Genomic DNA, 21156 nt, shown 5'->3' with positions numbered 1-21156 from the left:
TCTCCGGGATGACGCCGCGGCGTCATCCCGGAGAACCGCCGTCCGTCTCCGGCCGGTTCCCTACGGCAGCAGCGGCTGGAATCGCGGCGGGGCCGTGCGTTTCGCCGGCGGGGCCGTGGACACGATCGGGGCCGTCGCACCCGGCTTCGGCAGCGCGCCGGCCAGGGGCAGGGTGAGCGCGCTGGCCCGCAGGTCGAGGGTGATCGTCGCGCCGCCGGACTGCGGCGACGAGTACTCGTCGTCACTCGCCTGGATGATCAGGCCGAGCACGTGACCGGCGGCGATCCGCTGGTCGGTGGCCTGCATCGGGACGGTCACCGAGTACCACTTCCCGGGCCGCAACGGCGTGACGAACCGCAGCGACACGTGATGGGCGGCGTCCTGCCAGCCGCGGGCGAGCACCGCCAGGTCGTTGGTGACCACGTCCTCGGCGGTGTCGCGGTAACAGGCGTCGTCGAGCGCGGTGGACGCACCCCAGCACGACTCGGTGGCCAGAGTGGTGATGCCCTCGCCGCGGCCGTCGAAGTTCACCCTGGTGGCGGTGCCGTAGTCGACCAGCCGGGCGGTCAGCTCGGTGGTCGGCTGGTCCACCTTCACCCGCAGGGTCACCGACGGGGTGCCGGAGACGCGCACCTCCCGGGTCAGCGGCGCCGACAGGAAGGCGACCCGGCCCGGGACCGTGCTGTTGGGGGCGGCCACGGCGGCCTGCTCGCTCAGGTCCGGGTTGTCGGTCCACGTACGCGAACCGCTGGTCGACCCGCCGCCGAGCGTGCCCGTCACGCCGTCGCCGTCACCCAGCGCCACCCTGGTCTTGCGGGCCGCCGCGGCCGGCCAGGTCCGCTCGGAGACCCAGGTGCCCGGCGCCGTCTCGATCGTCACCTGCGGCTCACGGTCGATCCCGTTGCGCAGGCCCTGCAGATAGCGGTCGAACCACCGGTGCAGCAGTGCGACCCATGCGTCGCGGCGGATGTCGAACGGGTCGACGTGACCCTGCTGCGCGAGCCAGACCTTCTTCGGTACGTTCAACCGGCTCCACCACTGCGCGAACTGCCCGGTGGTCACGTTGGTGTCGTTGAGCCCGTGCGCGATCAGGACACTGGCGCGGACCCGGCCGGCGTCGCGGCGGTAGTCCCGCTCGGCCCAGTAATCGTTGTAGTTCCCGGTGGCGTCGTCGCTGCCCTCGTCGAGCTGCTGAACCACCGGCGCGCAGGTCGTCCCGGGGCGGCCGTTGACATACCGGTGCAGGTACTCGGGGTAGTCGGGGGAGCGGAGCACACCGTTGTAGCGCTGGTAGTCGTACCAGCTGGAGATCGCCGCGATCGGCACGATCGTCTCCAGCCCGCGCACCCCGGTGGCGGCGACCCCGTTGGCGACCGACCCGTCCCACGACTTGCCGATCATGCCGGTCCTACCGTTGGTCCAGGTGGTGGCCACGGCCGGGGTGCCGTCGGCGTAGGTGGCGGTGGCCCGGCCGTTGAGCCAGTCGACGACGGCCTTGGCGCTGAGGACCTCCTCACGCCCGCCGACGTCCATGCACCCGGTGGACCGGTTCGTCCCGGCCAGGTCGGCGGCGACGAAGGCGTACCCGCGCGGGACGAAGTAGTTGTCGTAGAAGAGCGGCTGCTTGGTGATGACACCGTTCGCGTCGTACTGCTTCCGTTCGCTCTCGTTGCCCCGCCCACAGCACGAGTAGTAGGGCGAGGCCTCGAGGATCACCGGAATCTTCAGCCCGCGATCGGCGGTCTCCCGCGGCCGGACGACGTCGACGGCCACCCGGTCGGGCACCCCGTCCCGATCGTTGTCGAGCGGGGTGTTCACCCAGACGCTCTCCCGGACGGCGTCCGCGTACGAGTAGACGGGCACCGTCTCCCCACCCCTGACATGCGTTCCCCCAGCAGCACCGGCCGGCATGGCAGCGACGGCGACCGAGGCCCCGACCCCCACCACCACGGCCATCACGAGCCTACGAGCAAATAGTCCAGACATCGACGCATCGTAATTCAACGATGTAACCGCCCGATGGCGCGTGTCGGAGAATCCAGACATGGACACGCTGATCGGCCACAGTCTGGCAGGCCGCCCCGACTGGTCGCTGGAACTGACGGCGACGATCAGAAGTTGACACTCACCACACGGGAGGGAGAGGTAACGGCATGATGGCTGTGGCGGCCGTGCGGGCAGGGAGACGTGGATGACCCGGTATCTGATCTCGTTCGATGACGGATCGATGGACCATGTTCGGGACGAGGAGTTTCCGGCGTTGAGCCGGGCCTCGCATGCGGTCATGCAGGAGGCCGTGGATGCCGGGGTGTTCGTGGCCGGGGGTGGGATCGGGCGCCAGCGCGCGAGCGTGGTCGCCACCGACGGGACCGTCACTGATGGGCCCTACCCGGAAGCCAAAGCGGTCCTCGGCGGGTTCGTGGTGTTCGAGGTGGCGTCCCGCGAAGAAGCGCTGGCGTGGGCGGCCAGGATCGCCGCAGCCTGCCGTTATGCTCAGGAGGTCCGGGAGATCATGCCCGATCCGGAGACGGACGCGATGCTCGCCGCCGCGCGGAAGGGCTGAGCAGCGTATCCCGGGCCGCCGCAGCGGCCCGGGAACGGCGGCTATGCGGTGTAACGCAGGCCGTGGCCGAAGCGGAACGTCGGGTTCGCGGTGCTGAACGGCTCGTCGGGGTTGCTGGCTTGAACCGCTGCCATCGACGACGGGATGTCGAACGGGAGGTTGCCCTCGGGGGCGGCCTCGCCGAACAGGATGCGGGTCAGGGCCTCGGCGCTCGAACCGAAGTTGGCCAGGATCGTCGGCACGGAACCGGTCAGGTCGGCGAGGATGGCCGGGCGGTCCAGGTAGACGTCCACGATCGTCGGCGTGCCGGCGGCGACGGCGCGGATCCGGTCCAGGTCCTCGGGCGGGAACGCCAGCGAACCGGCGTGGAAGAACGACTCGACCGACATCGGCTCGCCGCGCTTCTCGTACGGCGCGCTCAGCCGCAGCACCGCCACGTCCGCCTCGTCGACCGTACCCACCAGTGTCGCCCGGTCGCCGAGATCCGCCTGGCTGAGGCCTTCGGCGTAGACCCGCAGACCGGACGCCAGCGGAAGCCGGGCCGCGCCGTCTTCGGCGTTGGTGAGCAGGGTGTAGGCGGCAGCCTGGGTGGCCAGCCCCAGCTCCCGGGACGCGGCACTGCCGACCACGGCCTGCGCCCGTTCGACGTCCACGAACGGGGTATCGAACAGTCCCAGCCGGAACTTGTCGCGCAGCAGCCGGCGGACCGACACGTCCAGGCGTGACTCCGCCACGACGCCGTTCTTGACGAGTTCCACCAGATCGCCGGTACGGTGTTCGCCGCCGAACTGGTCCACCCCCGCCTCCAGGGACTTGGCCATCCGCTCCTGGTAGGTGAGGTGCTCGACGCCCCAGAACGTGTTGGACAGGATGCCCCAGTCGGTGCAGACGATGCCGTCGTAGCCGAGCGTCTCGCGCAGCAGCCCGGTGATCACGTCCTTGTTGAAACCGAACGCCACCTCCTCGAACCCCATCCCGACCGGCACGCCGTAGTACGGCATCAGCTGGGCCACTCCGGCGGCGATGGCGTCCCGGAACGGCTGCAGGTGCAGGTCGAACTTCCCACCCGGATAGACCTGCTCCTTCCCGTACGGGAAATGCGGGTCCTCGCCGTCTTTCTGTGCTCCTCCGCCGGGGAAGTGCTTGGCCATCACCGAGATCGAGTCGGCGCCGAGACCGGTGCCCTGCAGCGCCTTGATGTAGGCCACGCCCAGCCGGGAGGTCAGGGCGGCGTCCTCACCGAACGTGGTGCTCTGCCGGGCCCAGCGCGGATCGGTGGTGAGGTCGATCTGCGGGTGCAGGGCGGCCCGGATGCCGACCGCCAGGTATTCGCGGCGGGTCAGGTCACCGAACCGGGTGATCAGATCCTCCGAGCCGATCGCGGCCAGGCCGAGCGGTTCGGGGAACTGGGCGAAGGGGCCGGCCAGCATGGCGGTGGCCGGGTTGTCGGTGAAGTGGTGCCGGGGGTCGCTGGCGACGGTGACCGGAATGCCGAGCGGGTGCCGCAGGGCGCGTTCCTGGACGGCGTTGTGCCAGGCGGCGATGTCCCGAGCCGACGTGGCGGAGAGGATGTTGACGTGGCTGACCCGGCGGTCGAGCAGTTCGCCCAGTGGCGGCGCGCCCATGAAGCCGGGGTCGTCGAAGCCACCGACCAGGGTGAGCGGCTGGAACAGCTGCCCGGCCTTGTCCGGCAGCGTCATCCGGGACAGCAGATCCTCCACCCGCTGGTCGATCGGGAGGGCGGGGTCCTGGTAGGGGAGCACGGGGGTCCTTTCAGCGGACGGACTTGATCGGGACGACGGCGAGGCCGCCCAGGAGCATGAGGACGATCGCCACCGGGAACAGCGCCGCGTATCCGGCGAGCCCGACGACGGCGCCGGCGATGGCGGGGGCGAGCATCTGCGGCAGGGTGGCGGCGATGTTGACGACGCCGAGGTCCTTGGCGAAGTCCTCCTGCGCCGGCAGCACCTGGGTGACCAGCGCCTGGTCGACCGAGCCGAACAGGCCGAAGCCGAGGCCGGTGACGACCGCGAAGATCAGCATGCCGGTGGTGGTCGGCAGCAGCCACGGGCCGACCAGCCCGGCGGCGCAGATGACCGAGGCGGCGTAGACGAACGGTTTCCGGCGCCCGGCGCGGTCCGACAGCGGCCCGCCGATCGCGGTGGTGAGCAGGGTGGCGACCAGCATCAGGATGCCGACGACCGGGATGAACCCGACGGCGTCGGCACCGAGTCCGATGTGCTCCTGCAGGATGTACAGCTGGTAGTTGATGATCAGGAATTGACATCCTCTCCGCCTAAAGGACGGAGATTCCCTCCACGCTGCGCGTGGACCGCGCGGCGTCCGGGTGGGTTACCGCTTCGCTGCGCGGTGCCGGGACGAGTCCTGGTCTTATCTGCGCTCCACGGTCGTTTGAGTTGTCCGCCTGTCCGGCGGCCAACACGTTCTTCGCGGCGTTGACGTCCCGGTCGTGGACTGCTCCGCAGGGGCAGTGCCACGCTCGGACGTTGAGTGCCATCTTCTCGTTGATGCGGCCACACTGCGAGCACATGCGGGTGGACGGGAAGAACCGGTCCACCCGGGCGAAGGTGCGCCCGTACCGGGTGGCCTTGTACTCCAGCATGGCGGTGAAGCTTGCCCACCCGGCATCGTGCACCGATTTGGCGAGCCGGGTCCGGCCGAGAGCGACGACGCATAGGTCCTCGACGTACACCGCTTGGTTGTCGCGGATGATTGCCGTGGACAGCTTGTGCTGCCAGTCCCGCCGGGTGTCGGCCACCCGGGCATGAGCCCGCGCGACCTTCACGACGGCCTTCTTGCGGCGGTTGCTGCCCTTGGTCTTGCGGGACAGATCCTGCTGCAACCGCTTGAGCTTGCGGGCAGCTCGGCGCAGGAACTTCGGCGCGGCCACCTTCGTGCCGTCGGACAGGACCGCGAAGTGCGTCAGCCCCAGGTCGATACCGACCTCGGACTCGGCTGGTGGCAGCGCCTCGTCGGTGGTCTGGACGACGAATGAGGCGAAGTAGCGCCCGGCCGCATCCCGGATGATCGCCACGCTGGACGGTTCCGACGGCAGGGTCCGTGACCAGCGCACCGCCAGGTCGCCGATCTTCGGCAAACGCAGGCGGCCGGTGTCGAGGATCTTGAACCGGGAGTTCTTCGTGAACCGGATGGCCTGACGGTTGTCCTTGCGTGACCGGAACCGGGGCGGGGCCACCTTGCGACCCTTGCGCTTGCCCGTGATCGAGTTGAAGAAGTTGCGGTAGGCGGTGTTCAGGTCCGCGAGGGCCTGCTGCAACACCACGGCCGACACCTCGCCGAGCCACTCCCGTTCCGGGGTCAGCTTCGCCTCGGTGATCAGACGACGGGACAACTCGCCGTCGGAGATGTAGCGCTCGCCCGCCTCCCGGGCCTGCCGGCGCAGCCTGAGCCCGTCGTTGAACACCACCCGCGCGCACCCGAACGCCCTGGCCAGCTCGATCTGCTGGCCGGGCGTCGGGTAGACGCGGAACTGGTAACGCAGCTGCACGAGACACACAGTACCGTGTTGGTTCATGGCCGAACTTGCAGGCATCCGCACTGGTAGACACTGTGTCTTTGCGATGCACGTCCACTTGGTTTTCGTGACGAAATTCCGGCACAAGGTATTCACCGACCGGCACCTGACCCGGATGGAAGAGATCATGCGGGACGTGTGCCGCGACTTCGAGGCCGAGCTGATCGAGTTCAACGGCGACAACAACCACGTGCACCTCCTGGTCAACTTTCCACCCAAAATCGCCGTGACCCGGCTGGTCAACTCCCTCAAGGGCGTCTCGTCGCGCCGACTGCGGCAGGAATTCCCCGACCTGGTCCGCCACTACTACCGGGCCAACAAGCTTTGGTCGGGCTCGTACTTCGCGGGCTCTGCCGGCGGCGCACCACTGAACGTCGTCCACCAGTACATCGAGCAGCAGAACCGTCCCGGTTAAGGCACTGCTCAGGCCTGGCGGCCCTCCCAGCGCGAGCCTTCACCCCCAGCCTGAAAGCCGGAGCACTGGCCCGCACCTCGGTAGCCGAGGTAGAGCACCAGGCGGCCGAGGAACGCCCAGCCGAAGTCCGGGTACTTTCGCGGGTTGAAGTAGTAGCTGCGGGCGAGCGCGGCCAGGTCGAACGGGCGGCGGGGCTCGTCGCGGTTGTCGCGGTCCGGGTTGAGCAGCAGGAGCAGTCCGAGGCAGAGGATCGCGACGCCGGCGAAGGTGACGTACCCGGTGCCGATCCGCTCGGCGAAACCGGTGCCGATGATCTGCCCGCCGAGCGAGCCGGCCATCGAGGCGAAACCGACGACCGCCGAGAAGGCGCCACGTCGCTGGACCGGCACCCGGTCCGGGGCGATCGCGCTCAGTGGCCCCTGGACGAAGTTGAAGGCGATCTGCACGATCGTCCAGGACAGGGCGATCTGGATCAGGGTGCTGGCCGAGGCCATGCCGAGCAGGGACAGCCCGCCGATCAGGGCGCCGCCGGCGATCCACGGGGCGCGGGCGCCGTAGCGGGTGCGGGTGCGGTCCGAGATGGTGCCGGCCAGTGGCTGGGCGAGCATGGCGGCGAGGGCGCCGATGGTGGAGACCAGGGCCAGGTTGGTGGCCTTGTTCGCCGGGTCGAGGGCCTCGATCTGCAGCGGGAGCAGGATCGCGGGGACGGCGCCCCAGAGCAGGAACAGGCTTATGTTGGCGGGGAACATCCAGACGAGCAGGCGGCGTACGGATGTTCCGGGGCGGGTTTCGAGTGTCACGCCGACCTCCGTGATGTTTCACCGGGGTTACTTTTTCCCGATGGGGAAAAGTTAGAGTCGCGACGTTCCGCAGGTCAAGACCCATGACAGAATATTTCCCGTACGGGATTAAGATGGTGAAGTGCCGGAGACCCGCAGACCCCGCCGAGGCCGCCCCGCCCGCATCGACCGCGCCCGGATCGTCGCCGTGGCCCGCACTATGGACCCGGAGACGCTGACCATGCAGGCCGTCGCCGAGGAGCTCGGGGTCGACCGCAAAGCCCTGAACTACCACGTCAGCGACCGGGACGGCCTGCTCGAACTGGTCGCCCTCGACGTGCTCCGATCACAACCGGACATGCCCGTCCCGCAGCCCGGCGACGACTGGCGCCAGGCCCTGCGCGCTTTCGCGGTGGCCATGCACGACGGCATGGTCGGCATGGGCGCCCTCTTCGAGTACACCCGGATGCCCCTCGCCGCCGGACTGGGCCCACTCGAATCCGGCGAACAGATGCTCGCCATCCTCACCGGCGCGGGCTTCTCCGGCGAGGACGCCGCCCGCACGGTCACCCTGATCACCCAGTTCGTCTACATCTCCGCCCGGGACGCCATCCTCGCCACCCGGCACGGCGGCACCCATCCCCAGGTCAGCGGCATCCGCGACCTGCTGGACAGCGCACCCGGCGACCGGATGCCGCACATGCGGGAGTTCGCCCACCTGCCGCTGTCCGGCCACCGCTCCCAACTCGACTTCGACCTGGACATCGTCATCAGCGGCCTGGACCTGCGCCTGGAGTCAGCGCGCCCGCCCGGCGGCCAGTGACAGGTGGAGCATCGCGGCGATCGCCCCGACCGCCAGGGTCAGCGTGCCAGCCGTGCCACCGGCCATCGCCCACCCCCAGCCGACCAGCAGCGCGGTTCCGGCGACCACGCCAGCCGCCGTCCAGATCCGGGTCGCCGCACGCCGGGCCAGCACCCAGCAGACCGCAATCAGCGCGGTGAAGGTGACCGAACCGGCCGCCATGTGCCCGAGCCCGTGCCAGGACATCGTCGTCGGCACCTCCGGGTGATCCACCGGAAAGCCGTTGCCCGGATCCATCACCAGCACCCCCGCACCGATCATCCCAACCCCGGCGATCCGGGTCAGGCGGGGCGCCCACGTGCCGCCCAGGCTGCCCGCGCCCACCACCAGCAGCAGCCCGGCGACCACGAAGTTGACGATCTGCAGCCACCCCAGCGAACCGGTACTGAGCAGACTGAGCGGATGCCGCAGCAGGTCGAACCCGTCCCGCGTGGCGACTTGGGCCAGAGACACCGCCGCCCAGAGCGGCCCGGCGACGGCGAGTGCGATGTGGTTGGTCTTCATGCCCGGTCGTCGGTTCCACCGATGTGGCAGGTAATCACCGATGACGTGGATTCTCGCCTCCGGAGTGATCGCCGCCTTTCCGGGCCGCTTGCCACGCCGCGCTGAACAACGAGACTATCCGGTACAGCGCGTATGCCGCCCAGACGGTGGCCAGAGCCACGCTGATGAGAATCACCGCGCCGCCCAGATAGCGGGTCGTCTCCAACATCCAGCCGCCAGCCAGCAGGACGGAGCCCACGACGACGGCCCAGGCCAGGATGCGGCCGGCCTTGGTCATCGAAATCCACAGGTGGGCGTTCTCGGCGCCACCCGGCTCCGACGGGTCGCCGACCTGCGACTGCACGGTGAGACTGTCGAGATCCCGCGCGGCGGCACGGTCGGCGTCATGTGGTGAATCGCGCATCACGGTGGACAAGGCGCGCAGGTCATGAGGGCTACGAAGCCGTCCGGTCCGCGGATCGCCGAGCAGCACCACCGCGTGCGGGAACCCGAGCAGCCACGCTTTGCCGTAGTTCCGTTTCGCCCCTGGCGGCAATACGACAGCTTTGCCGGCGTGCATGTCGTCGCGGAAGGTCCGGTCACCGATCACTCTCACCAGGCCCGTGCCGGAGATCGCCACCTCCGCGTCAACAAGGTCAGTGGCATGGCTGAACAGCGAGACGAACTGGGCGTACGCAGCGACGACCACCAGCAGACCCAGTACCGCGACCGCAGCGCCGAACAACTCGTGCAACCGGGCCGCAAATCCGGTGAGCAGCAGCGTGGGGACGACGACGAGCAGGTACCAGCCGACGAACAGTAGGAAACGCCGCCGGTTCAGCCAGCGCTGCGTCCGCACGCCCTCCGCGCCAGGCGGGAAGGCCGGGAGAGCTTCCCCGCCGTTCAACTGTTCCGGGACGTCCTCGCCGCCCAGCAACCGGCTGAGTCTGTGGACCCGTACCTCTAGACGGTCGCCGGCCAAACTCGCGATCTCGCGGAGAAACTGCTCTTCCTCGATCCTCGGTTCGTCCAGGTCGAACAACCGCACCGCCGGGCGGCCGTCCACGGTGGCGCGCAAGTCGTTGGGAACGCCGACGCTGACGCTCGATTCCGGCACGAGGTAAAGCGCGGGAACCATCCGGTGATCTCGCCCCTCGATCACCCGGTTCTCGATGACCACCGCCAAGATCTCAGCCCATCGCAGGTCATGCCGGTAGCTGCCGATTCGCACCGTCCAGCCGTCCCGGTCGACGCCGACCTGAAATCGCTGCAACGCGTACCAGAGCATGCTGGCCGCCATGAGCAGGGCGAACAGCGACATCGCGCCGACAAGGAGCCACCCGGACACCGAACCATCGGCCTGGAACTGCCGGCTCACCAGAAAACCGGCAAAACCCGTCATCGATGCCGCGACAACCGCCGGGAGCACGCGGGAGCCTACTGAACGACGCAGAATCACCTACTCATCATGATTCAGGCGGCCAACTCCACCGCGGCTCCGCCCTCAGCGAACCGCAACAACACGCTCACTCAACTGCCGCAGAGAAAACGCGGAGCGCACTCGTGTGCTGGTGGCGCGTTGCCCGTCGGTTTCGTGGCGGGATCCGTGTAGGAGCACCTCGATGTTGACGACATCAGCACTCAGCCGCCACTGATGTCGCTGCAGCAGTAGGGGCCGTCACCGGTCCGGGCGCGATGAGCTGCGGCAGCGTGTGCGGTCCGGAAATGGTCGGCGCAGCACTGTGCTGTCAGTGGTTCGGGGTGCGCAGAACGGTATCGAGCCGGCCGTCGCGGTCGGTGTCGAGGTAGGTGAGTTCGGGCACCCCGTCACCGTCGAGGTCGAGCTGCACCACGTCGGCGATGCCGTCACCGTCGAGGTCGGTGACAACCTCGATCGATCCGTCCGGGTGCCGACTGACAATCGATTTCGCGGTGGTGGCGGCCTGGCCTGCCGGTCCGGAGAGGGGCGGCAATTCCGGCGTGGTGGACGGTGGCGGGCCGGGTCGGCTGGCGTAGGCCGCGACGGGGCCGTCGGTGCCGGCCGGATCGATCTCCTCTTCAGAGGGGTAGACGTCGCCGTGCCAGGCCGGATCGGGATAGGTGCTCATCTTCTTACGGTTCCCGGACGGAGCCGGCGGTAACCGTCGATGCAGGAAGAAGCAACGCCGCTGTTCCGAGCACCACGGCAACCCGGTCGTCAGGGTCGTCCGCCCGAGCCTGGCAGACCGGTTGACCACCAACAGAACGATCACCTCGCGACAAGTCCAGAACACGCTGCCGCACAGTTGTCCAGGGCACGGATCTGCCGCGTACTGCGTAGTCAGGTTGGCTTGGGGGCCGGGTACCACTGGTTGTGGATGTCCTCGTAACGGAGTGGATCGACGGCGGCCGGGTCTTCCAGGAGGTTGACCTGTAGAGCGCCGTTCGGAAGCGGGCTTGTCCGGGCGGTGCCTTCGGGTAGCGCGACATCCAGATTTTGGACCGTTCGGAGGCCTCCGGCCGAGTCGTCGAAGATGTTGATCAGGCCGTCCGGACGCTGTGGATGTAGATCTCGCTCAGCGGCCAGATCGTAAAGTTCACGAAGCGCAGGTTCCGCCGCGAGGGGAAGTCGAAGTTCCCAGGTCCAGTCCGATCCCACTTCGTCATCATCCTGGCTCGTTCCGACTTCAATTTCGTAGCGGGCGCTTGTCCACCAGCACGTCGACGGAGTTACCGAGCTCGTTCTGGACTGCATAGGCGACGTCGAGTGTCTCCGCTCGTAGGTCGGCCATGTCTCTGCGCTCCTGGTCCGTATCCTCCTCGGCTCCGGCCATCGACTGCTGAACCCAGTACCCGTACACCCGTTCATGACGGTCCAGCAGGGCCTCGAGACGGCGGGTCAGGCCGGGGGAGAGGCCGAGATCAGAGGGATTCAGCTCGTCGACGCCGATGACGCCGGGCGAGCGATCCAGCAGGAGCGAGTCGTATCCGAAGTCCCACTCGATGGCGACGGTGGCCGGCATTTCATACCCCATGGCCGCAACCATAAGGCTCGCACGCAGGTTCGGGACGACCTGTCCCGTCAGCGCCCCTGGAAGTGGGTCGGCTGCCGTAAAATCGGCGGCGCCAAGCCGCTGGGCATTGCCGGATTGAGGAGTGTCACATGGGGACCTCGGCCGAAAGTGTCGACCAGTATCTGACGCGGCTGCAGCACCCGCTCAAGGCAGGCGTTCTTGTTCTCAGGACGACGATCCTGGCTGCGGACCCGGCGATCACCGAGCACATCAAGTGGAACGCCCCCAGCTTCTGCTACGACGGCGAGGACCGGGTCACGTTTCGTCTCCAGCCGCGGGAGCGGCTCCAGCTTGTCTTCCATCGCGGTGCGAAGGTGCGTTCCGATGCCGCCACGTTTGCGTTCGAGGACCCCAGCGGGATGATGACGTGGCCGGCTCCCGACCGAGCCGTGATCGACTTTCCCGATCTGGCCAGCGTCACCACCCGCGAAGCGCAGGTCGGGGAGCTGGTCGCCCGCTGGGTGCGGAGCTGACCGTCGATGAGGGCCGAAGTCGATCCGGTGCATCGGGCGGCGCACGGGGTCAGCCGGCTTGGTCCAGCGTCACCGCGCTGCTCGACGGCACGCTCTTCCACAGTGCCCGCAGGGTCGGGTAGTGGTTCATCTCCCACTCCGCCTCGCGTATCGCGTGGTCTCGCTCGGCGCCGGGCGGGCTGAAGTCGAATCCGGTGTCCTGCACGTTGAGTTGGCCCAGATCGGCGAGTGCGGGCGCATCGGGGAACACCAGAGTCAAGTTCACGTGCCAGTGTTCGGGTTGGTACCAGTCCGGCTCGGTCCACGTCGCCCGCATGTTCACGGCGTACTGCCTGGTGAAACTGAGACTGGGCAGCCTGTCGTGCCACCCGTAGCGGCCCCACTGAACGATGAAGCCGTCCGCATCGCTGTCGGGGTCTGGTTCCAATCCGTCGATCGGCTCGCGGAGGAACTCCCCGAACGCTGCCCACGCCGCTTCCACGTTGTCGACCCTGTCCGGATCCAGACCGCGCCGGCGCAGGATTTCGACAAGTGCTTCAGGGGAGTCGCGCCAGGCGATGGCCATGGATTCTCCCGGTGTGGAGGCTGTCCCATGATATTACTTGTCACATCAGCTCGTACGACGTCGGTGCATTGAAGGTCGACCAGAGGGAGAGACACGATGCGTTACCTGATGATGCAGAAGGCCGGCGGCGCGGAACCGGACGCCAAGCTGTACGCCGACATGGCCGCGTTCGTCGAGGAGCTGACCGCCTCCGGGGTGCTGCTGGCCACCGGTGGCCTGGACCCGGACGGTTTCAAGATGACCTCGGCCGGTGACGAGATCACCGTGACCGACGGGCCGTTCACCGAGGCCAAGGAGGCGATCGGCGGGTTCGCCCTGATCGAGGTCCGGTCCCGGGAGGAGGCGATCGAACTCGGTCGCCGGTTCCGCCGGATCGTCGGTGACGGGGAGAGCCTGATCCATCAGGTCTACGGTCCGTGACCGATCTCCCGGCCACGGTCGGCGCCGTCTGGAAGCAGGAGTCCGCGAGGATCGTCGGCGGGCTCCTGCGGCTGGTGCACGACGTCGGCCTGGCCGAGGAGCTGGCGCAGGACGCCCTGGTCGCGGCCCTGGAGCAGTGGCCGGCGAGCGGGATCCCGGACAATCCCGGCGCCTGGCTGACCACGGTCGCCCGGCGCCGGGCCGTGGACCACATCAGACGTGAACGCCACGCACCCGATCCGGCGCCGCTTCCGGAACCGGCCGAGGACGACGTGCTCCGGCTGATGTTCATTTCCTGCCATCCGGTGCTTCCGGCCGAGGCCCGGGTGGCGCTCACCCTGCGTGTCGTCGCCGGTCTGAGCCACGCCGAGATCGCCCGCGCGCACCTGGTCGGTGAACGGGTGATCGCCCAGCGGATTGCCGCCGCCAAACGCACACTGGCCGAGTCCGGGGTCGGCTATGCGCCGTCCGCGCAGCTGTCGTCCGTACTCGAAGTCGTCTATCTGATCTTCAACGAAGGGTATGCGGCGACGTCCGGGACCGGCCTGATCCGCGCCGACCTCTGCCTGGAGGCGCTGCGGCTCGGCCGGATGCTCGCCGTTCTCGCCCCCGGCCAGGCCGAGGTGCACGGACTCGTCGCGCTGATGGAGATCCAGCAGTCCCGTTCGGCGGCGCGGACCGGCCCGGCCGGCGAGCCGGTCCCGCTGCACGAACAGAACCGGGGCCGCTGGGATCAGCTGCTGATCCGCCGCGGCTTCGCCGCGATGCTGCGCGCCAGGGAGGTGGGTGGTCCGGCCGGCCCCTACGTCCTGCAGGCGGCGATCGCGGTCTGCCACACCGCGGAGCAGACCGATTGGGTACGGGTGGGCACGCTCTACCAGGCCCTGGAGCGACTGCTGCCGACCCCGGTCGTGCGACTGAACCGGGCGGTGGCGGTGGCATTCGCGCACGGTCCTCAGGCCGGGCTCGACCTGCTCGACGAGTTGCGCGCCGATCCGCAGATGGCGTCGTATCACCTGTTGCCCGGCGTACGCGCAGATCTGCTCGTTCGTCTCGGTCGTCTGCCGGAGGCCAGGCGGGAGTTCGAGCGGGCCGCGTCGCTGGCCGGTAACGCCGCCGAACGGGAGTTCCTGCTGCGCCGGGCGGCGGGTGTGGACGTGCCCGAGGAGCGGGGGCGGTTGTTGGGTGCGGCGGTGGAGTCGTTCCTGGCGCCGCTCGGGCCGGCGACCGCTCGCGCCTACGGTCAGACCCTGTCCCGGGTGGCCCGGCTCGCGGGTGAACGTCTGCTGTTGACCGATCTTGATCCGGCTCGGTTGGCGGAGATCTTCGCCGTGGCCTGGCCGGGTGTCTCGCCGAGGACGTGGAATCGGCACGTGGCCGCGGTCCGCTCGTTCGCGGCCTGGGCCGGTGCGCCGTCACTCGCCGCGGAACTCCGCCCTCGTCCGGTGACCGCGGTTCCTGTCGTTCCGGCCGTTGCGGCGCCGGTGCCTGACTCGGCGCTTCGTGAGCGGGCGCTGTGGTGCCTGCTGCGGGACTCGGCCGCGAAGGTCGGGGCGGTGCTCGCCCTGAACGTCGAGCACCTGAATCTCGCTGAGCGCCGCACCCACGACGCGTCGATTGTCTGGGGTCTTGAGACGGCCGCCCTGCTTCCACAGCTGATCGACGGCCGGGCGCGTGGCCCGCTGTTCCTGTCCGACCGGCGTCCCGGGCCCGGCCGGCCACCCGCGCCGGCCGATCTGTGCCCGGAGACCGGACGACGGCGCCTGTCCTACGAGCGGGCCGCCTACCTGTGCAAACGCGCCACCGGTCACACGCTCAGGCGATGGGTCAGCAGGGCGGACATGGCGCGAACGCCGTGACCGATGGCCCGCTCGTCGGCGGCGAAATCCACGGTGTGCGGGGAGCCGTTCATCCCGGTCTCCGGGTTCGCCACGCCCAGATAGAACATCGCGCCCGGGGCCTCTTTCAGGAACAGGGCAAAATCCTCACAGTTGTACGGCCAGGAAGCGCGCGCCCACAGCACGGCGTCGTCGCCGAGCACGGTGCTCAGGAACTCGCCCGCCCTCGTGCTCAGGTCCGGTGTGTTCACCATGGCCGGGAACGGGTCCGCCGGGAACTCGACCTGCCCGCCCGCTCGGGACGCCAGCTGTTGTATCCGCGTACGCAAAGCCGGAAATTGCTCTTGTGGCCAGACCCGGGACAGCACGTTCGTCACGGAGCCGGCGGTCCACTGGCTGACCGAGACCGAATCCCGGGGCTCGGTTTCCAGCAGGGCCCGGAAACGGGCCTGGTAGTCGACGGTGTCCGCTGGATACTCCACCGTGGAGAGGGTGGTGAAGTCGGCTGTCCGGCCGTCGGGAAACTCGATGCGGGCGTGGTCGATTCCCGGCAGGCCGAGTCCGGGGGACACCGCCAGGGTGCCGACCGGGAACGGGGCGCAGTGCAGGGCATAACTCTCGGCCGGGGCGAGCCGTTGCACCAGGCCGGTGTCCAGCATCGCCCGCGCACCTCGCAACGGTTCCTCGGCCGGCTGGAACACGAACGCCACCCGGCCGCGCACCGGGCCTCGCGCCAGGAAACGCGCCACGCCCACGCCGATCGCGGTGTGCAGGTCGTGGCCGCACAGGTGCGCGGCGCCCGGGGCACGTGACGCGAAACCGTCGTCGAAGATCCGGCCGGAATGCGGATAGGGGTGCACGGCGTGTGCGGTGTCGACGGCGTCCATGTCGGCCCGGTACACGAGCGTCGGGCCGTCCACGGAGCCGTCGAGCACCGCCAGGACGCCGTGCCCGCCCACACCGGTCGTCACCTCCAGTCCGGCCGCGCGCATCTGCTCGGCGACCAGCCCGGCCGTCTGCCGCTCCGCCCCGGCCAGTTCGGGGTCGCGGTGGATCGCCCGGCGCAGCGCGATGAGCTCCTCGTCAAGATTCGTCATCGGCGAATCTTGCGCCCGGTCGCCGGGTTCCCGCATCTCGTTTCGGCTGTTAGCTTGGCCTGCCAAGATCATTACGGGGAGTCGGAGCGATGCGGACCAAGAGCCTGATCAGGATCGGTGCGGTTGCCGCCGCCTTCGGTGTTCTCGCGCCCGGGGCCGCGCACGCGGCGCCCAAGAAGCGGGCGGTCACGATCACGTTCGCGGCGGCCGTGGACGAGGCCCGGCAGGGCGCGGCGGTGCTGCTGTCCGGGCGTGCGGGCTGGTCACCGGCCGGGAACGCGGCGACCGTCGACGTCTTCTTCCGCAAGAACGGGTCGCCCGGTTACACCCTGCTGACCTCGACAAAAGCGGATGCGCGTGGTTCCTTCCGCAAAACCATAACGGCAGTTTCCGGCGGTACGTTCAAAGCCGTCTACCGGGGCAACAGCAAGCGCAAGACGGCCACCGCCACGGACGGGTTGCGGGTGTGGACGCTGAAGACCGTGACCCGGACGGTGTTCTCGCATTCGGAGGCCGGCGCCGACTGCTCAGCCGTGCCGAACCGGTGCCGCTACACCGGGCCGACCGTCACGCTCGCCCACTCGCCGATCACCGTGACCGGAAAGATGCACTGCAGCACGCCGAAGCCCGGGATGGGAATCGCCTTCACGGATGCGCCGGACAACTCCGTGCCGCCGGCGAATCCCGGTACTCCACAGGCCGGACCTGGCTGGGTTGTGCAGTCCTACTACGCGGTGGGAACCGTCGTCCTCTCGGATCCGTTGTCCTGGACCGGGCACTTCCACGCCGGAGTGGGCTGCCCACCCTACGGGCAGACGCGGCCGATCGCCGACTGGTCGGTCATCGCCACCCAGGACGTCCCCGAGAAGCGGTTCGTCTGAGAAGTGCCGGGCCGCGGCACTGATGATCGACAGCCGGTGGCCCGAGGACCGGCGTGCCTACGGGTTCCGGGAGTGTGTGCCCGCCCCGCCCGGCCTCCCCATGTGCCGGCCCCCGATGAGCTGGGCCGGGCGAACCTGCACCACGACGGACAGACCGCGGTCATCTGTTCGAGCCGGGACTACACAGACGAGTGGGAGGAGGACACGGTCGACGAACTGTACTGGTGCGCGCCCAGCGTGGAGAGCTTCGCCTACCGGTTCCTGATCGAGGGGCGGCTCGTCTCGGCGATCCGGAACCGGGAACGGGCCGGGGATCTGGCTCCGGTCGAGGTGGCCTATCTGGCCCACTACCTGCCGGGGTAAGCGCCGGCCCGGACCGCGGCCACCACGCCGCCGTCGACCAGCAGGTCGGTGCCGGTGATGAAGGTGGACTCCGGGCCGAGCAGGAACGCGGCCGCCGCGGCGATGTCGGCCGCGGTGCCCAGGCGGCCGGTTCCGGAGGCGTCGATCATCGCGCGCATGGACGTGCCGCTGGCGCCGGCCAGTTCCTCCTGGCCCATCGGGGTGGCGATGACGCCGGGGCTGATGCTGTTGACGCGGGCGCCGCGGGCACCCCAGGCGAGGCTTGCGGCGTGGATGCGGAGTTGGTTGGCGCGCTTGGCGATGCCGTACGCCGCAGCCGGGTCCGGTCCGAGGTGGGGGAGTGCCAGCAGCTCCGCGGTGGGGGTGGTGGCCAGGGCCGCCTCCAGTTCGGCGGGGATCCGGCCGGCGGACAGGGCGCCGGCCATGCTGGCGATCACCACTCCGGCGCCGCCGGGGGCGATCACCCGGGCGAACTCGTCCAGGACGAGTGCCACCCCGAGCAGGTCGACACGCAGGATCGCGTCGGCCGGGGCCTGCACCGGCGACAGTCCGGCGGTGTGTGCCACCTGGGTGACCGGGCCGAGTGCGGCGGCGGTGTCGGCGAGCGCGGCCACCGACGTGTGGTCGCCGACGTCGACCTGGGCGGTGGTCACCGTGTAGCCCTCGCCGCGCAGCGTTCCGGCGACCCGTTCCAGGGTGTCGGTGTTGAAGTCGGCGAGCACCAGGTGCTTGCCGGTGCCCTGCCGGCGGGCGATCGACTCGCCCATGCCGCCCACGCCGATGACCACTACGACTGACATGTGTTCCACCTTTGTTCGGATCTCCGCAGCAATATACGAGACTTTCTGTCTCGATAAAAGGTGGAGTTGGTAGCGTCCCGGGCATGGTCGAGGTTCGGCGCGGGCGCGCCCGCAGCGAGGTCACCCGGCGTGCGATCCTGGCGGCCACCCGCGACGAGCTGACCGCCCACGGGTACGACAGGTTGTCCATCGACCGGATCGCCGCCGCTGCCGGGGCCGGCAAACAGACCGTCTACCGGTGGTACCCGTCGAAGGTCGCCCTGGTCGCTGACTGCCTGCTGGCGGACCGGGTGTTCGACGGCGTCGCCCCGGTCGCCGACACCGGGGATCTCGTCGCCGATCTGCGGGTGTGGCTGCGGGCTTTCGCGGCCCAGTTCGACCGGCCGGACACGGCAGCGTTCATCCGCGCCGCCACCGCCGCCGCGGCCGAAAGTGATCAGGTGGCGATCCGGTTCTACGAGCAGAGCACCGCGGCCGCCGAGACCGCCCTGGCCGAACGGCTCCGCGCGGGCGAGGCGGCCGGCCAGCTGAAACCGGGAGTGGCGGCGGCGACCGCGCAGTCGCTGATCGGCGCGATGCTCTACCGTCTGCTGACCCGCCAGCCGGTCACCGCCGAGTTCGCCGACCAGCTCGTCTCGGCGCTGCCCGTCCGGTGACAGTCACGGCTCGGGCCGTCTTCGCGGCTCGGCCGAGCGGCGCAAGTTCGGTCGCGAGCCCCGGCGGGGCTCGCGACAGGTCGGGGCTGGAATCAGGGGCGGTGGCGCGGGGCGGGCAGCAGCACGCCGTCGATGATCGAGGTGAAGAACGGCAGGTCGACCGGCTGTCGCAGGAAGAACGCGCGGTGGGCGGCCATCGACGGAATCACCTGGGCCAGGGCGGCGACATCGGCGGCGACGGCGATCCCGAGGTCCTGACCGTCGCGGTGAGCTGACCCGGATCAGGAGTCGCTTTCCGCCGGGCGCTCGTGGCTCAGGTAGCGGACCGGCTTGCCGAGGGACTCCGCGTAGTCGATCTCGCGCCGGGCCGATTCGCCGAGGTAGCCGCCCGGATCCACGATGTACACCTCGTCGGCCATCCGGATCTTCTGGAAGTGCACGTCGCCCAGACGGGCCTTCAGGTTCGAGGGGTCGGTCGTCCAGTCGTAGCCGGGCAGGTCGGGGAGGCGGAACAGGCCGAGGCTGAGCACGACGCAACCCTCCAGCGTGAGCCGCTGGTTGACCTCCGCGAACTCGGCCTCGAACTTCGCTGATCCACAGAGGGTCACGACCTTCGCCGGCGGCTTGTTCTCCATGCACCCCATGATCGCGGCTCAGTCGGGCAGTACACCAGGGCAGTGCTCCTTCAGGCCGCCCTGGGCGTACTGCTCCCGGCCCGACAGGATCGGCAGCGGCGGGTTCACGTTTCGGCTGATCGCCAGGCCCTTCTCGTAATGGTCGCGGGCCACCGCGCAGTTGCGGTAGGACGCCTCCGCGTACGACCAGGTGAAATGGGCCCGGGCGACGTCGGTGGCGCCCAGGTTGGCGTATCCGTTGCCCTCCGCCTGCAGCCGGGCGTACCGGGCGGTCTGCACGGCCACCACCTCGCCGGCCGCCGCACGCAGTTTCGCCAGCTCGCCGGTCTGGTAGTAGACCGACACCGCGCTGTTGAGCAACAGCAGGCGTACGTCCGTGTTGGTCCGGCGCTGCAGGGCGATCCCGATCGCCTTCTCGGCGTCCTCGTACAGTGCCGACAGCGCCAGCGACTGTGCGGTCAGGGCCAGGTCGATCGGGGAGACCCGGTCCGGCCCGATCTCGTTGATGATCTCCCAGGCCTCGGCGGACCACACACCCAGCTGGATGGCCGCCGCGTTGCGTTCCGACTCGGTGCCGCGCAGGTCCACGTCCAGTTCGCCGAGTTTCGACATGTCGTCGCGGAGCCGGGCCTTCAGCTCGTCGACACGGGTGCGGTCGGCGCGTTCGTTGCCCGCGGACGCCGTCCACACCGAGATGATCAAAGCCAGACAGGCCGCCAGTACGGTGGTCATCTCCCCGTACCGCCGCCATCTGGTGGTCTTGATCTTCTGTTCGACCCTGGTCCAGGCTCCGGCCACCCACTGCCGACCCCGTTGGGCGTACGCCGGGAATCTCATCGTCCTCGCCCCAGCCGGTCCGCGGCGCGTTCCATCTGCCGGCCGGCGACCGTCACGGCGACCTGGTCCATGAACGTGTTGCGGGCAGCCGGCATGGCGATCACCGACGACCCGACCACGTCCCCGAGCCGGAAGAACACCCCGACACCGTCGGCGACCCGCTGCCCGCCCCGGGACTGCAGCACCTGGGCGCTGAGCACCTCCGAGTCCACGCCGGGATTCGCCGTCCGCCGGAACAGTTCGATCTCGTCGAAGACCATCTCGGCGTCCTCGGTGTCCGGAACCGCAGCCGGTTCACCCGCACAGTCCCGCAGGTTGTCCCGGAGATCGTCGAAGTAGTCGGCGGCCTCCGCGGCGGTGCCGAAGGCCAGCAGGGTGACGACCGCGTTGGTCATCGGAACCCCGTTGTGCATCATCGACCGTCCGGCCTGCACATCAGGTACCGGCCGGGGTTCCTTCGCGCACGGCCAGGTGCCCTTGGCATCGATGCCGACGGCCAGGCCGGAGGTCCAGCCCGGCCCGATGTCGCCGCTTCTCAGCAGCGCGTCCTCGAGATCGCTCGCGCTGAACCCGGTGCGAGCCTTTTCGGACGCCTCGAGTGACGGCGGGACCGACGCAACTGCCGGGATCGACGCAACTGCTGGGATCGACACGACTGCCGGGGCGGCCGTCGGCTCCTCGGTGACCGGGGTGCCGCCGGAGCAGGCGGACAGGACGAGAGCTGTCAGGACGGCGCCGCTGCGGATCCTCATCATGTCCGGCTCCTTCGCCGAGCAGACGCAAACGAGTGTGTGGAGTCATCGTGAGCGCGCCGTCTCCCGGACTGCCACCGTCGATCCGGTATCCACCGTGGCTGTTCGGGCACCGTCGCCGAGATCAA

General features: G+C 69.3%; 25 protein-coding genes. 9 read left to right on the top strand and 16 right to left on the bottom strand.

Annotated features, from left to right (window positions below; genetic code table 11):
- Positions 1-60 precede the first annotated feature (60 nt).
- Positions 61-1986 carry a Xaa-Pro dipeptidyl-peptidase gene (locus Aco03nite_RS47030; protein ID WP_239146007.1) on the bottom strand — a complete coding sequence of 642 codons (1926 nt, stop codon included), beginning with the start codon at positions 1984-1986 and terminating at the stop codon, positions 61-63.
- A gap of 205 nt (positions 1987-2191) precedes the next feature.
- On the opposite strand from Aco03nite_RS47030, the gene Aco03nite_RS47025 reads away from it, so the two are divergent.
- On the top strand, positions 2192-2563 hold the full coding sequence (locus tag Aco03nite_RS47025) for a YciI family protein (protein WP_203808669.1): 372 nt from the start codon (positions 2192-2194) through the stop codon (positions 2561-2563).
- A 41-nt stretch (positions 2564-2604) separates the two neighbouring features.
- On the opposite strand, the gene Aco03nite_RS47020 is transcribed toward Aco03nite_RS47025, so the two are convergent.
- The 3 genes from Aco03nite_RS47020 to Aco03nite_RS47010 are packed head-to-tail and all read right to left on the bottom strand — an operon-like array spanning position 2605 to position 6092.
- The gene (locus Aco03nite_RS47020) at positions 2605-4326 is read right to left on the bottom strand and encodes a glycoside hydrolase family 3 protein (RefSeq protein WP_239146006.1); all 1722 of its coding nucleotides are present in this window, start codon (positions 4324-4326) and stop codon (positions 2605-2607) included.
- Positions 4327-4336: 10 nt separating this feature from the next.
- Positions 4337-4834, bottom strand: a complete 498-nt coding sequence (locus tag Aco03nite_RS47015; RefSeq protein ID WP_275415988.1) for an MFS transporter — start codon at positions 4832-4834, stop codon at positions 4337-4339.
- Positions 4835-4859: 25 nt separating this feature from the next.
- Entirely contained in the window at positions 4860-6092 is a 1233-nt protein-coding gene (locus tag Aco03nite_RS47010) for an RNA-guided endonuclease InsQ/TnpB family protein (protein ID WP_203808667.1), read from the bottom strand.
- A gap of 25 nt (positions 6093-6117) precedes the next feature.
- On the opposite strand from Aco03nite_RS47010, the gene tnpA reads away from it, so the two are divergent.
- Positions 6118-6534, top strand: a complete 417-nt coding sequence (gene tnpA / locus Aco03nite_RS47005; protein ID WP_203808665.1) for an IS200/IS605 family transposase — start codon at positions 6118-6120, stop codon at positions 6532-6534.
- An 8-nt stretch (positions 6535-6542) separates the two neighbouring features.
- Here the strand turns inward: tnpA and Aco03nite_RS47000 are convergent, their stop codons facing one another.
- Complete coding sequence (locus tag Aco03nite_RS47000; RefSeq protein WP_203808663.1) at positions 6543-7334, bottom strand: MFS transporter; 792 nt, start codon at positions 7332-7334, stop codon at positions 6543-6545.
- A 121-nt stretch (positions 7335-7455) separates the two neighbouring features.
- On the opposite strand from Aco03nite_RS47000, the gene Aco03nite_RS46995 reads away from it, so the two are divergent.
- Positions 7456-8136 carry a TetR/AcrR family transcriptional regulator C-terminal domain-containing protein gene (locus Aco03nite_RS46995; RefSeq protein WP_203808661.1) on the top strand — a complete coding sequence of 227 codons (681 nt, stop codon included), beginning with the start codon at positions 7456-7458 and terminating at the stop codon, positions 8134-8136.
- On the opposite strand, the gene Aco03nite_RS46990 is transcribed toward Aco03nite_RS46995, so the two are convergent.
- The 5 genes from Aco03nite_RS46990 to Aco03nite_RS46970 all read right to left on the bottom strand — a co-directional run bounded on the left by Aco03nite_RS46990 (position 8110) and on the right by Aco03nite_RS46970 (position 11672).
- Positions 8110-8679 carry a DUF998 domain-containing protein gene (locus Aco03nite_RS46990; RefSeq protein ID WP_203808659.1) on the bottom strand — a complete coding sequence of 190 codons (570 nt, stop codon included), beginning with the start codon at positions 8677-8679 and terminating at the stop codon, positions 8110-8112. The genes Aco03nite_RS46995 and Aco03nite_RS46990 overlap by 27 nt on opposite strands.
- Positions 8680-8713: 34 nt before the next feature.
- Positions 8714-10117 (bottom strand): hypothetical protein, encoded by a 1404-nt coding sequence (locus tag Aco03nite_RS46985; protein WP_239146005.1) that lies wholly within the window; start codon positions 10115-10117, stop codon positions 8714-8716.
- Positions 10118-10406: 289 nt separating this feature from the next.
- On the bottom strand, positions 10407-10766 hold the full coding sequence (locus Aco03nite_RS46980; RefSeq protein ID WP_203808657.1) for a hypothetical protein: 360 nt from the start codon (positions 10764-10766) through the stop codon (positions 10407-10409).
- Positions 10767-10978: 212 nt separating this feature from the next.
- On the bottom strand, positions 10979-11296 hold the full coding sequence (locus Aco03nite_RS46975; protein WP_203808655.1) for a hypothetical protein: 318 nt from the start codon (positions 11294-11296) through the stop codon (positions 10979-10981).
- 28 nt (positions 11297-11324) lie between these two features.
- Positions 11325-11672 carry a hypothetical protein gene (locus Aco03nite_RS46970; protein WP_203808653.1) on the bottom strand — a complete coding sequence of 116 codons (348 nt, stop codon included), beginning with the start codon at positions 11670-11672 and terminating at the stop codon, positions 11325-11327.
- 128 nt (positions 11673-11800) lie between these two features.
- On the opposite strand from Aco03nite_RS46970, the gene Aco03nite_RS46965 reads away from it, so the two are divergent.
- Positions 11801-12184 carry a DUF1801 domain-containing protein gene (locus Aco03nite_RS46965; protein ID WP_203808650.1) on the top strand — a complete coding sequence of 128 codons (384 nt, stop codon included), beginning with the start codon at positions 11801-11803 and terminating at the stop codon, positions 12182-12184.
- A 49-nt stretch (positions 12185-12233) separates the two neighbouring features.
- Here Aco03nite_RS46965 and Aco03nite_RS46960 read toward each other — a convergent pair whose 3' ends face one another.
- On the bottom strand, positions 12234-12749 hold the full coding sequence (locus tag Aco03nite_RS46960; RefSeq protein WP_203808648.1) for a hypothetical protein: 516 nt from the start codon (positions 12747-12749) through the stop codon (positions 12234-12236).
- 96 nt (positions 12750-12845) lie between these two features.
- On the opposite strand from Aco03nite_RS46960, the gene Aco03nite_RS46955 reads away from it, so the two are divergent.
- Both Aco03nite_RS46955 and Aco03nite_RS54605 read left to right on the top strand, forming a co-directional pair.
- Positions 12846-13169, top strand: coding sequence for a YciI family protein (locus Aco03nite_RS46955; protein WP_203808646.1), 324 nt, complete (start codon positions 12846-12848; stop codon positions 13167-13169).
- A complete protein-coding gene (locus Aco03nite_RS54605) occupies positions 13166-15028 on the top strand; it encodes a DUF6596 domain-containing protein (RefSeq protein ID WP_203808644.1) in 1863 nt (620 codons plus the stop codon). Before Aco03nite_RS46955 ends, Aco03nite_RS54605 begins: the two co-directional genes overlap by 4 nt.
- Here Aco03nite_RS54605 and Aco03nite_RS46945 read toward each other — a convergent pair.
- Positions 14977-16104, bottom strand: a complete 1128-nt coding sequence (locus Aco03nite_RS46945; RefSeq protein ID WP_203808642.1) for a M20 metallopeptidase family protein — start codon at positions 16102-16104, stop codon at positions 14977-14979. The two genes, Aco03nite_RS54605 and Aco03nite_RS46945, sit on opposite strands and share 52 nt — an antisense overlap.
- 89 nt (positions 16105-16193) lie before the next feature.
- On the opposite strand from Aco03nite_RS46945, the gene Aco03nite_RS46940 reads away from it, so the two are divergent.
- The gene (locus Aco03nite_RS46940) at positions 16194-16985 is read left to right on the top strand and encodes a hypothetical protein (RefSeq protein WP_203808640.1); all 792 of its coding nucleotides are present in this window, start codon (positions 16194-16196) and stop codon (positions 16983-16985) included.
- Between the two features lie 102 nt (positions 16986-17087).
- Positions 17088-17348 carry a hypothetical protein gene (locus tag Aco03nite_RS46935; RefSeq protein ID WP_203808638.1) on the top strand — a complete coding sequence of 87 codons (261 nt, stop codon included), beginning with the start codon at positions 17088-17090 and terminating at the stop codon, positions 17346-17348.
- On the opposite strand, the gene Aco03nite_RS46930 is transcribed toward Aco03nite_RS46935, so the two are convergent.
- Positions 17333-18148 (bottom strand): SDR family oxidoreductase, encoded by an 816-nt coding sequence (locus Aco03nite_RS46930; RefSeq protein ID WP_203808636.1) that lies wholly within the window; start codon positions 18146-18148, stop codon positions 17333-17335. The genes Aco03nite_RS46935 and Aco03nite_RS46930 overlap by 16 nt on opposite strands.
- An 83-nt stretch (positions 18149-18231) precedes the next feature.
- Between Aco03nite_RS46930 and Aco03nite_RS46925 the strand changes: the two genes are divergently transcribed.
- Positions 18232-18804, top strand: a complete 573-nt coding sequence (locus Aco03nite_RS46925; protein ID WP_203808634.1) for a TetR/AcrR family transcriptional regulator — start codon at positions 18232-18234, stop codon at positions 18802-18804.
- A gap of 281 nt (positions 18805-19085) precedes the next feature.
- Here the strand turns inward: Aco03nite_RS46925 and Aco03nite_RS46920 are convergent, their stop codons facing one another.
- From Aco03nite_RS46920 to Aco03nite_RS46910, 3 genes are read right to left on the bottom strand one after another with little or no spacing between them, the layout of a single operon-like run.
- Positions 19086-19439 carry a hypothetical protein gene (locus Aco03nite_RS46920; RefSeq protein WP_203808632.1) on the bottom strand — a complete coding sequence of 118 codons (354 nt, stop codon included), beginning with the start codon at positions 19437-19439 and terminating at the stop codon, positions 19086-19088.
- 18 nt (positions 19440-19457) lie between these two features.
- Positions 19458-20276: a hypothetical protein gene (locus Aco03nite_RS46915; protein ID WP_203808630.1), complete on the bottom strand. Its 819-nt coding sequence runs from the start codon at positions 20274-20276 to the stop codon at positions 19458-19460.
- Positions 20273-21031: a hypothetical protein gene (locus Aco03nite_RS46910; RefSeq protein ID WP_203808628.1), complete on the bottom strand. Its 759-nt coding sequence runs from the start codon at positions 21029-21031 to the stop codon at positions 20273-20275. Before Aco03nite_RS46910 ends, Aco03nite_RS46915 begins: the two co-directional genes overlap by 4 nt.
- Positions 21032-21156: the final 125 nt, after the last annotated feature.

It is taken from the genome of Actinoplanes couchii (assembly GCF_016862075.1).
Lineage (GTDB): Bacteria > Actinomycetota > Actinomycetes > Mycobacteriales > Micromonosporaceae > Actinoplanes > Actinoplanes couchii.
Note: the sequence above shows the minus strand (reverse complement) of the source record. Positions and strands in the feature narration are given on the sequence as shown.

Excerpts from the sequence above, each read along its gene's own strand:
- Aco03nite_RS46965 (WP_203808650.1), top strand. The coding sequence starts at position 11,801 with ATGGGGACCTCGGCCGAAAGTGTCGACCAGTATCTGACGCGGCTGCAG.
- Aco03nite_RS47030 (WP_239146007.1), bottom strand. The coding sequence starts at position 1,986 with ATGTCTGGACTATTTGCTCGTAGGCTCGTGATGGCCGTGGTGGTGGGG.
- Aco03nite_RS46940 (WP_203808640.1), top strand. The coding sequence starts at position 16,194 with ATGCGGACCAAGAGCCTGATCAGGATCGGTGCGGTTGCCGCCGCCTTC.
- Aco03nite_RS46925 (WP_203808634.1), top strand. The coding sequence starts at position 18,232 with ATGGTCGAGGTTCGGCGCGGGCGCGCCCGCAGCGAGGTCACCCGGCGT.
- Aco03nite_RS46930 (WP_203808636.1), bottom strand. The coding sequence starts at position 18,148 with ATGTCAGTCGTAGTGGTCATCGGCGTGGGCGGCATGGGCGAGTCGATC.
- Aco03nite_RS47025 (WP_203808669.1), top strand. The coding sequence starts at position 2,192 with ATGACCCGGTATCTGATCTCGTTCGATGACGGATCGATGGACCATGTT.
- Aco03nite_RS46955 (WP_203808646.1), top strand. The coding sequence starts at position 12,846 with ATGCGTTACCTGATGATGCAGAAGGCCGGCGGCGCGGAACCGGACGCC.
- Aco03nite_RS46915 (WP_203808630.1), bottom strand. The coding sequence starts at position 20,276 with ATGAGATTCCCGGCGTACGCCCAACGGGGTCGGCAGTGGGTGGCCGGA.
- Aco03nite_RS46980 (WP_203808657.1), bottom strand. The coding sequence starts at position 10,766 with ATGAGCACCTATCCCGATCCGGCCTGGCACGGCGACGTCTACCCCTCT.
- Aco03nite_RS46990 (WP_203808659.1), bottom strand. The coding sequence starts at position 8,679 with ATGAAGACCAACCACATCGCACTCGCCGTCGCCGGGCCGCTCTGGGCG.
- Aco03nite_RS46920 (WP_203808632.1), bottom strand. The coding sequence starts at position 19,439 with ATGGAGAACAAGCCGCCGGCGAAGGTCGTGACCCTCTGTGGATCAGCG.
- tnpA (WP_203808665.1), top strand. The coding sequence starts at position 6,118 with ATGGCCGAACTTGCAGGCATCCGCACTGGTAGACACTGTGTCTTTGCG.
- Aco03nite_RS46970 (WP_203808653.1), bottom strand. The coding sequence starts at position 11,672 with ATGGGGTATGAAATGCCGGCCACCGTCGCCATCGAGTGGGACTTCGGA.
- Aco03nite_RS46960 (WP_203808648.1), bottom strand. The coding sequence starts at position 12,749 with ATGGCCATCGCCTGGCGCGACTCCCCTGAAGCACTTGTCGAAATCCTG.
- Aco03nite_RS46910 (WP_203808628.1), bottom strand. The coding sequence starts at position 21,031 with ATGATGAGGATCCGCAGCGGCGCCGTCCTGACAGCTCTCGTCCTGTCC.
- Aco03nite_RS46945 (WP_203808642.1), bottom strand. The coding sequence starts at position 16,104 with ATGACGAATCTTGACGAGGAGCTCATCGCGCTGCGCCGGGCGATCCAC.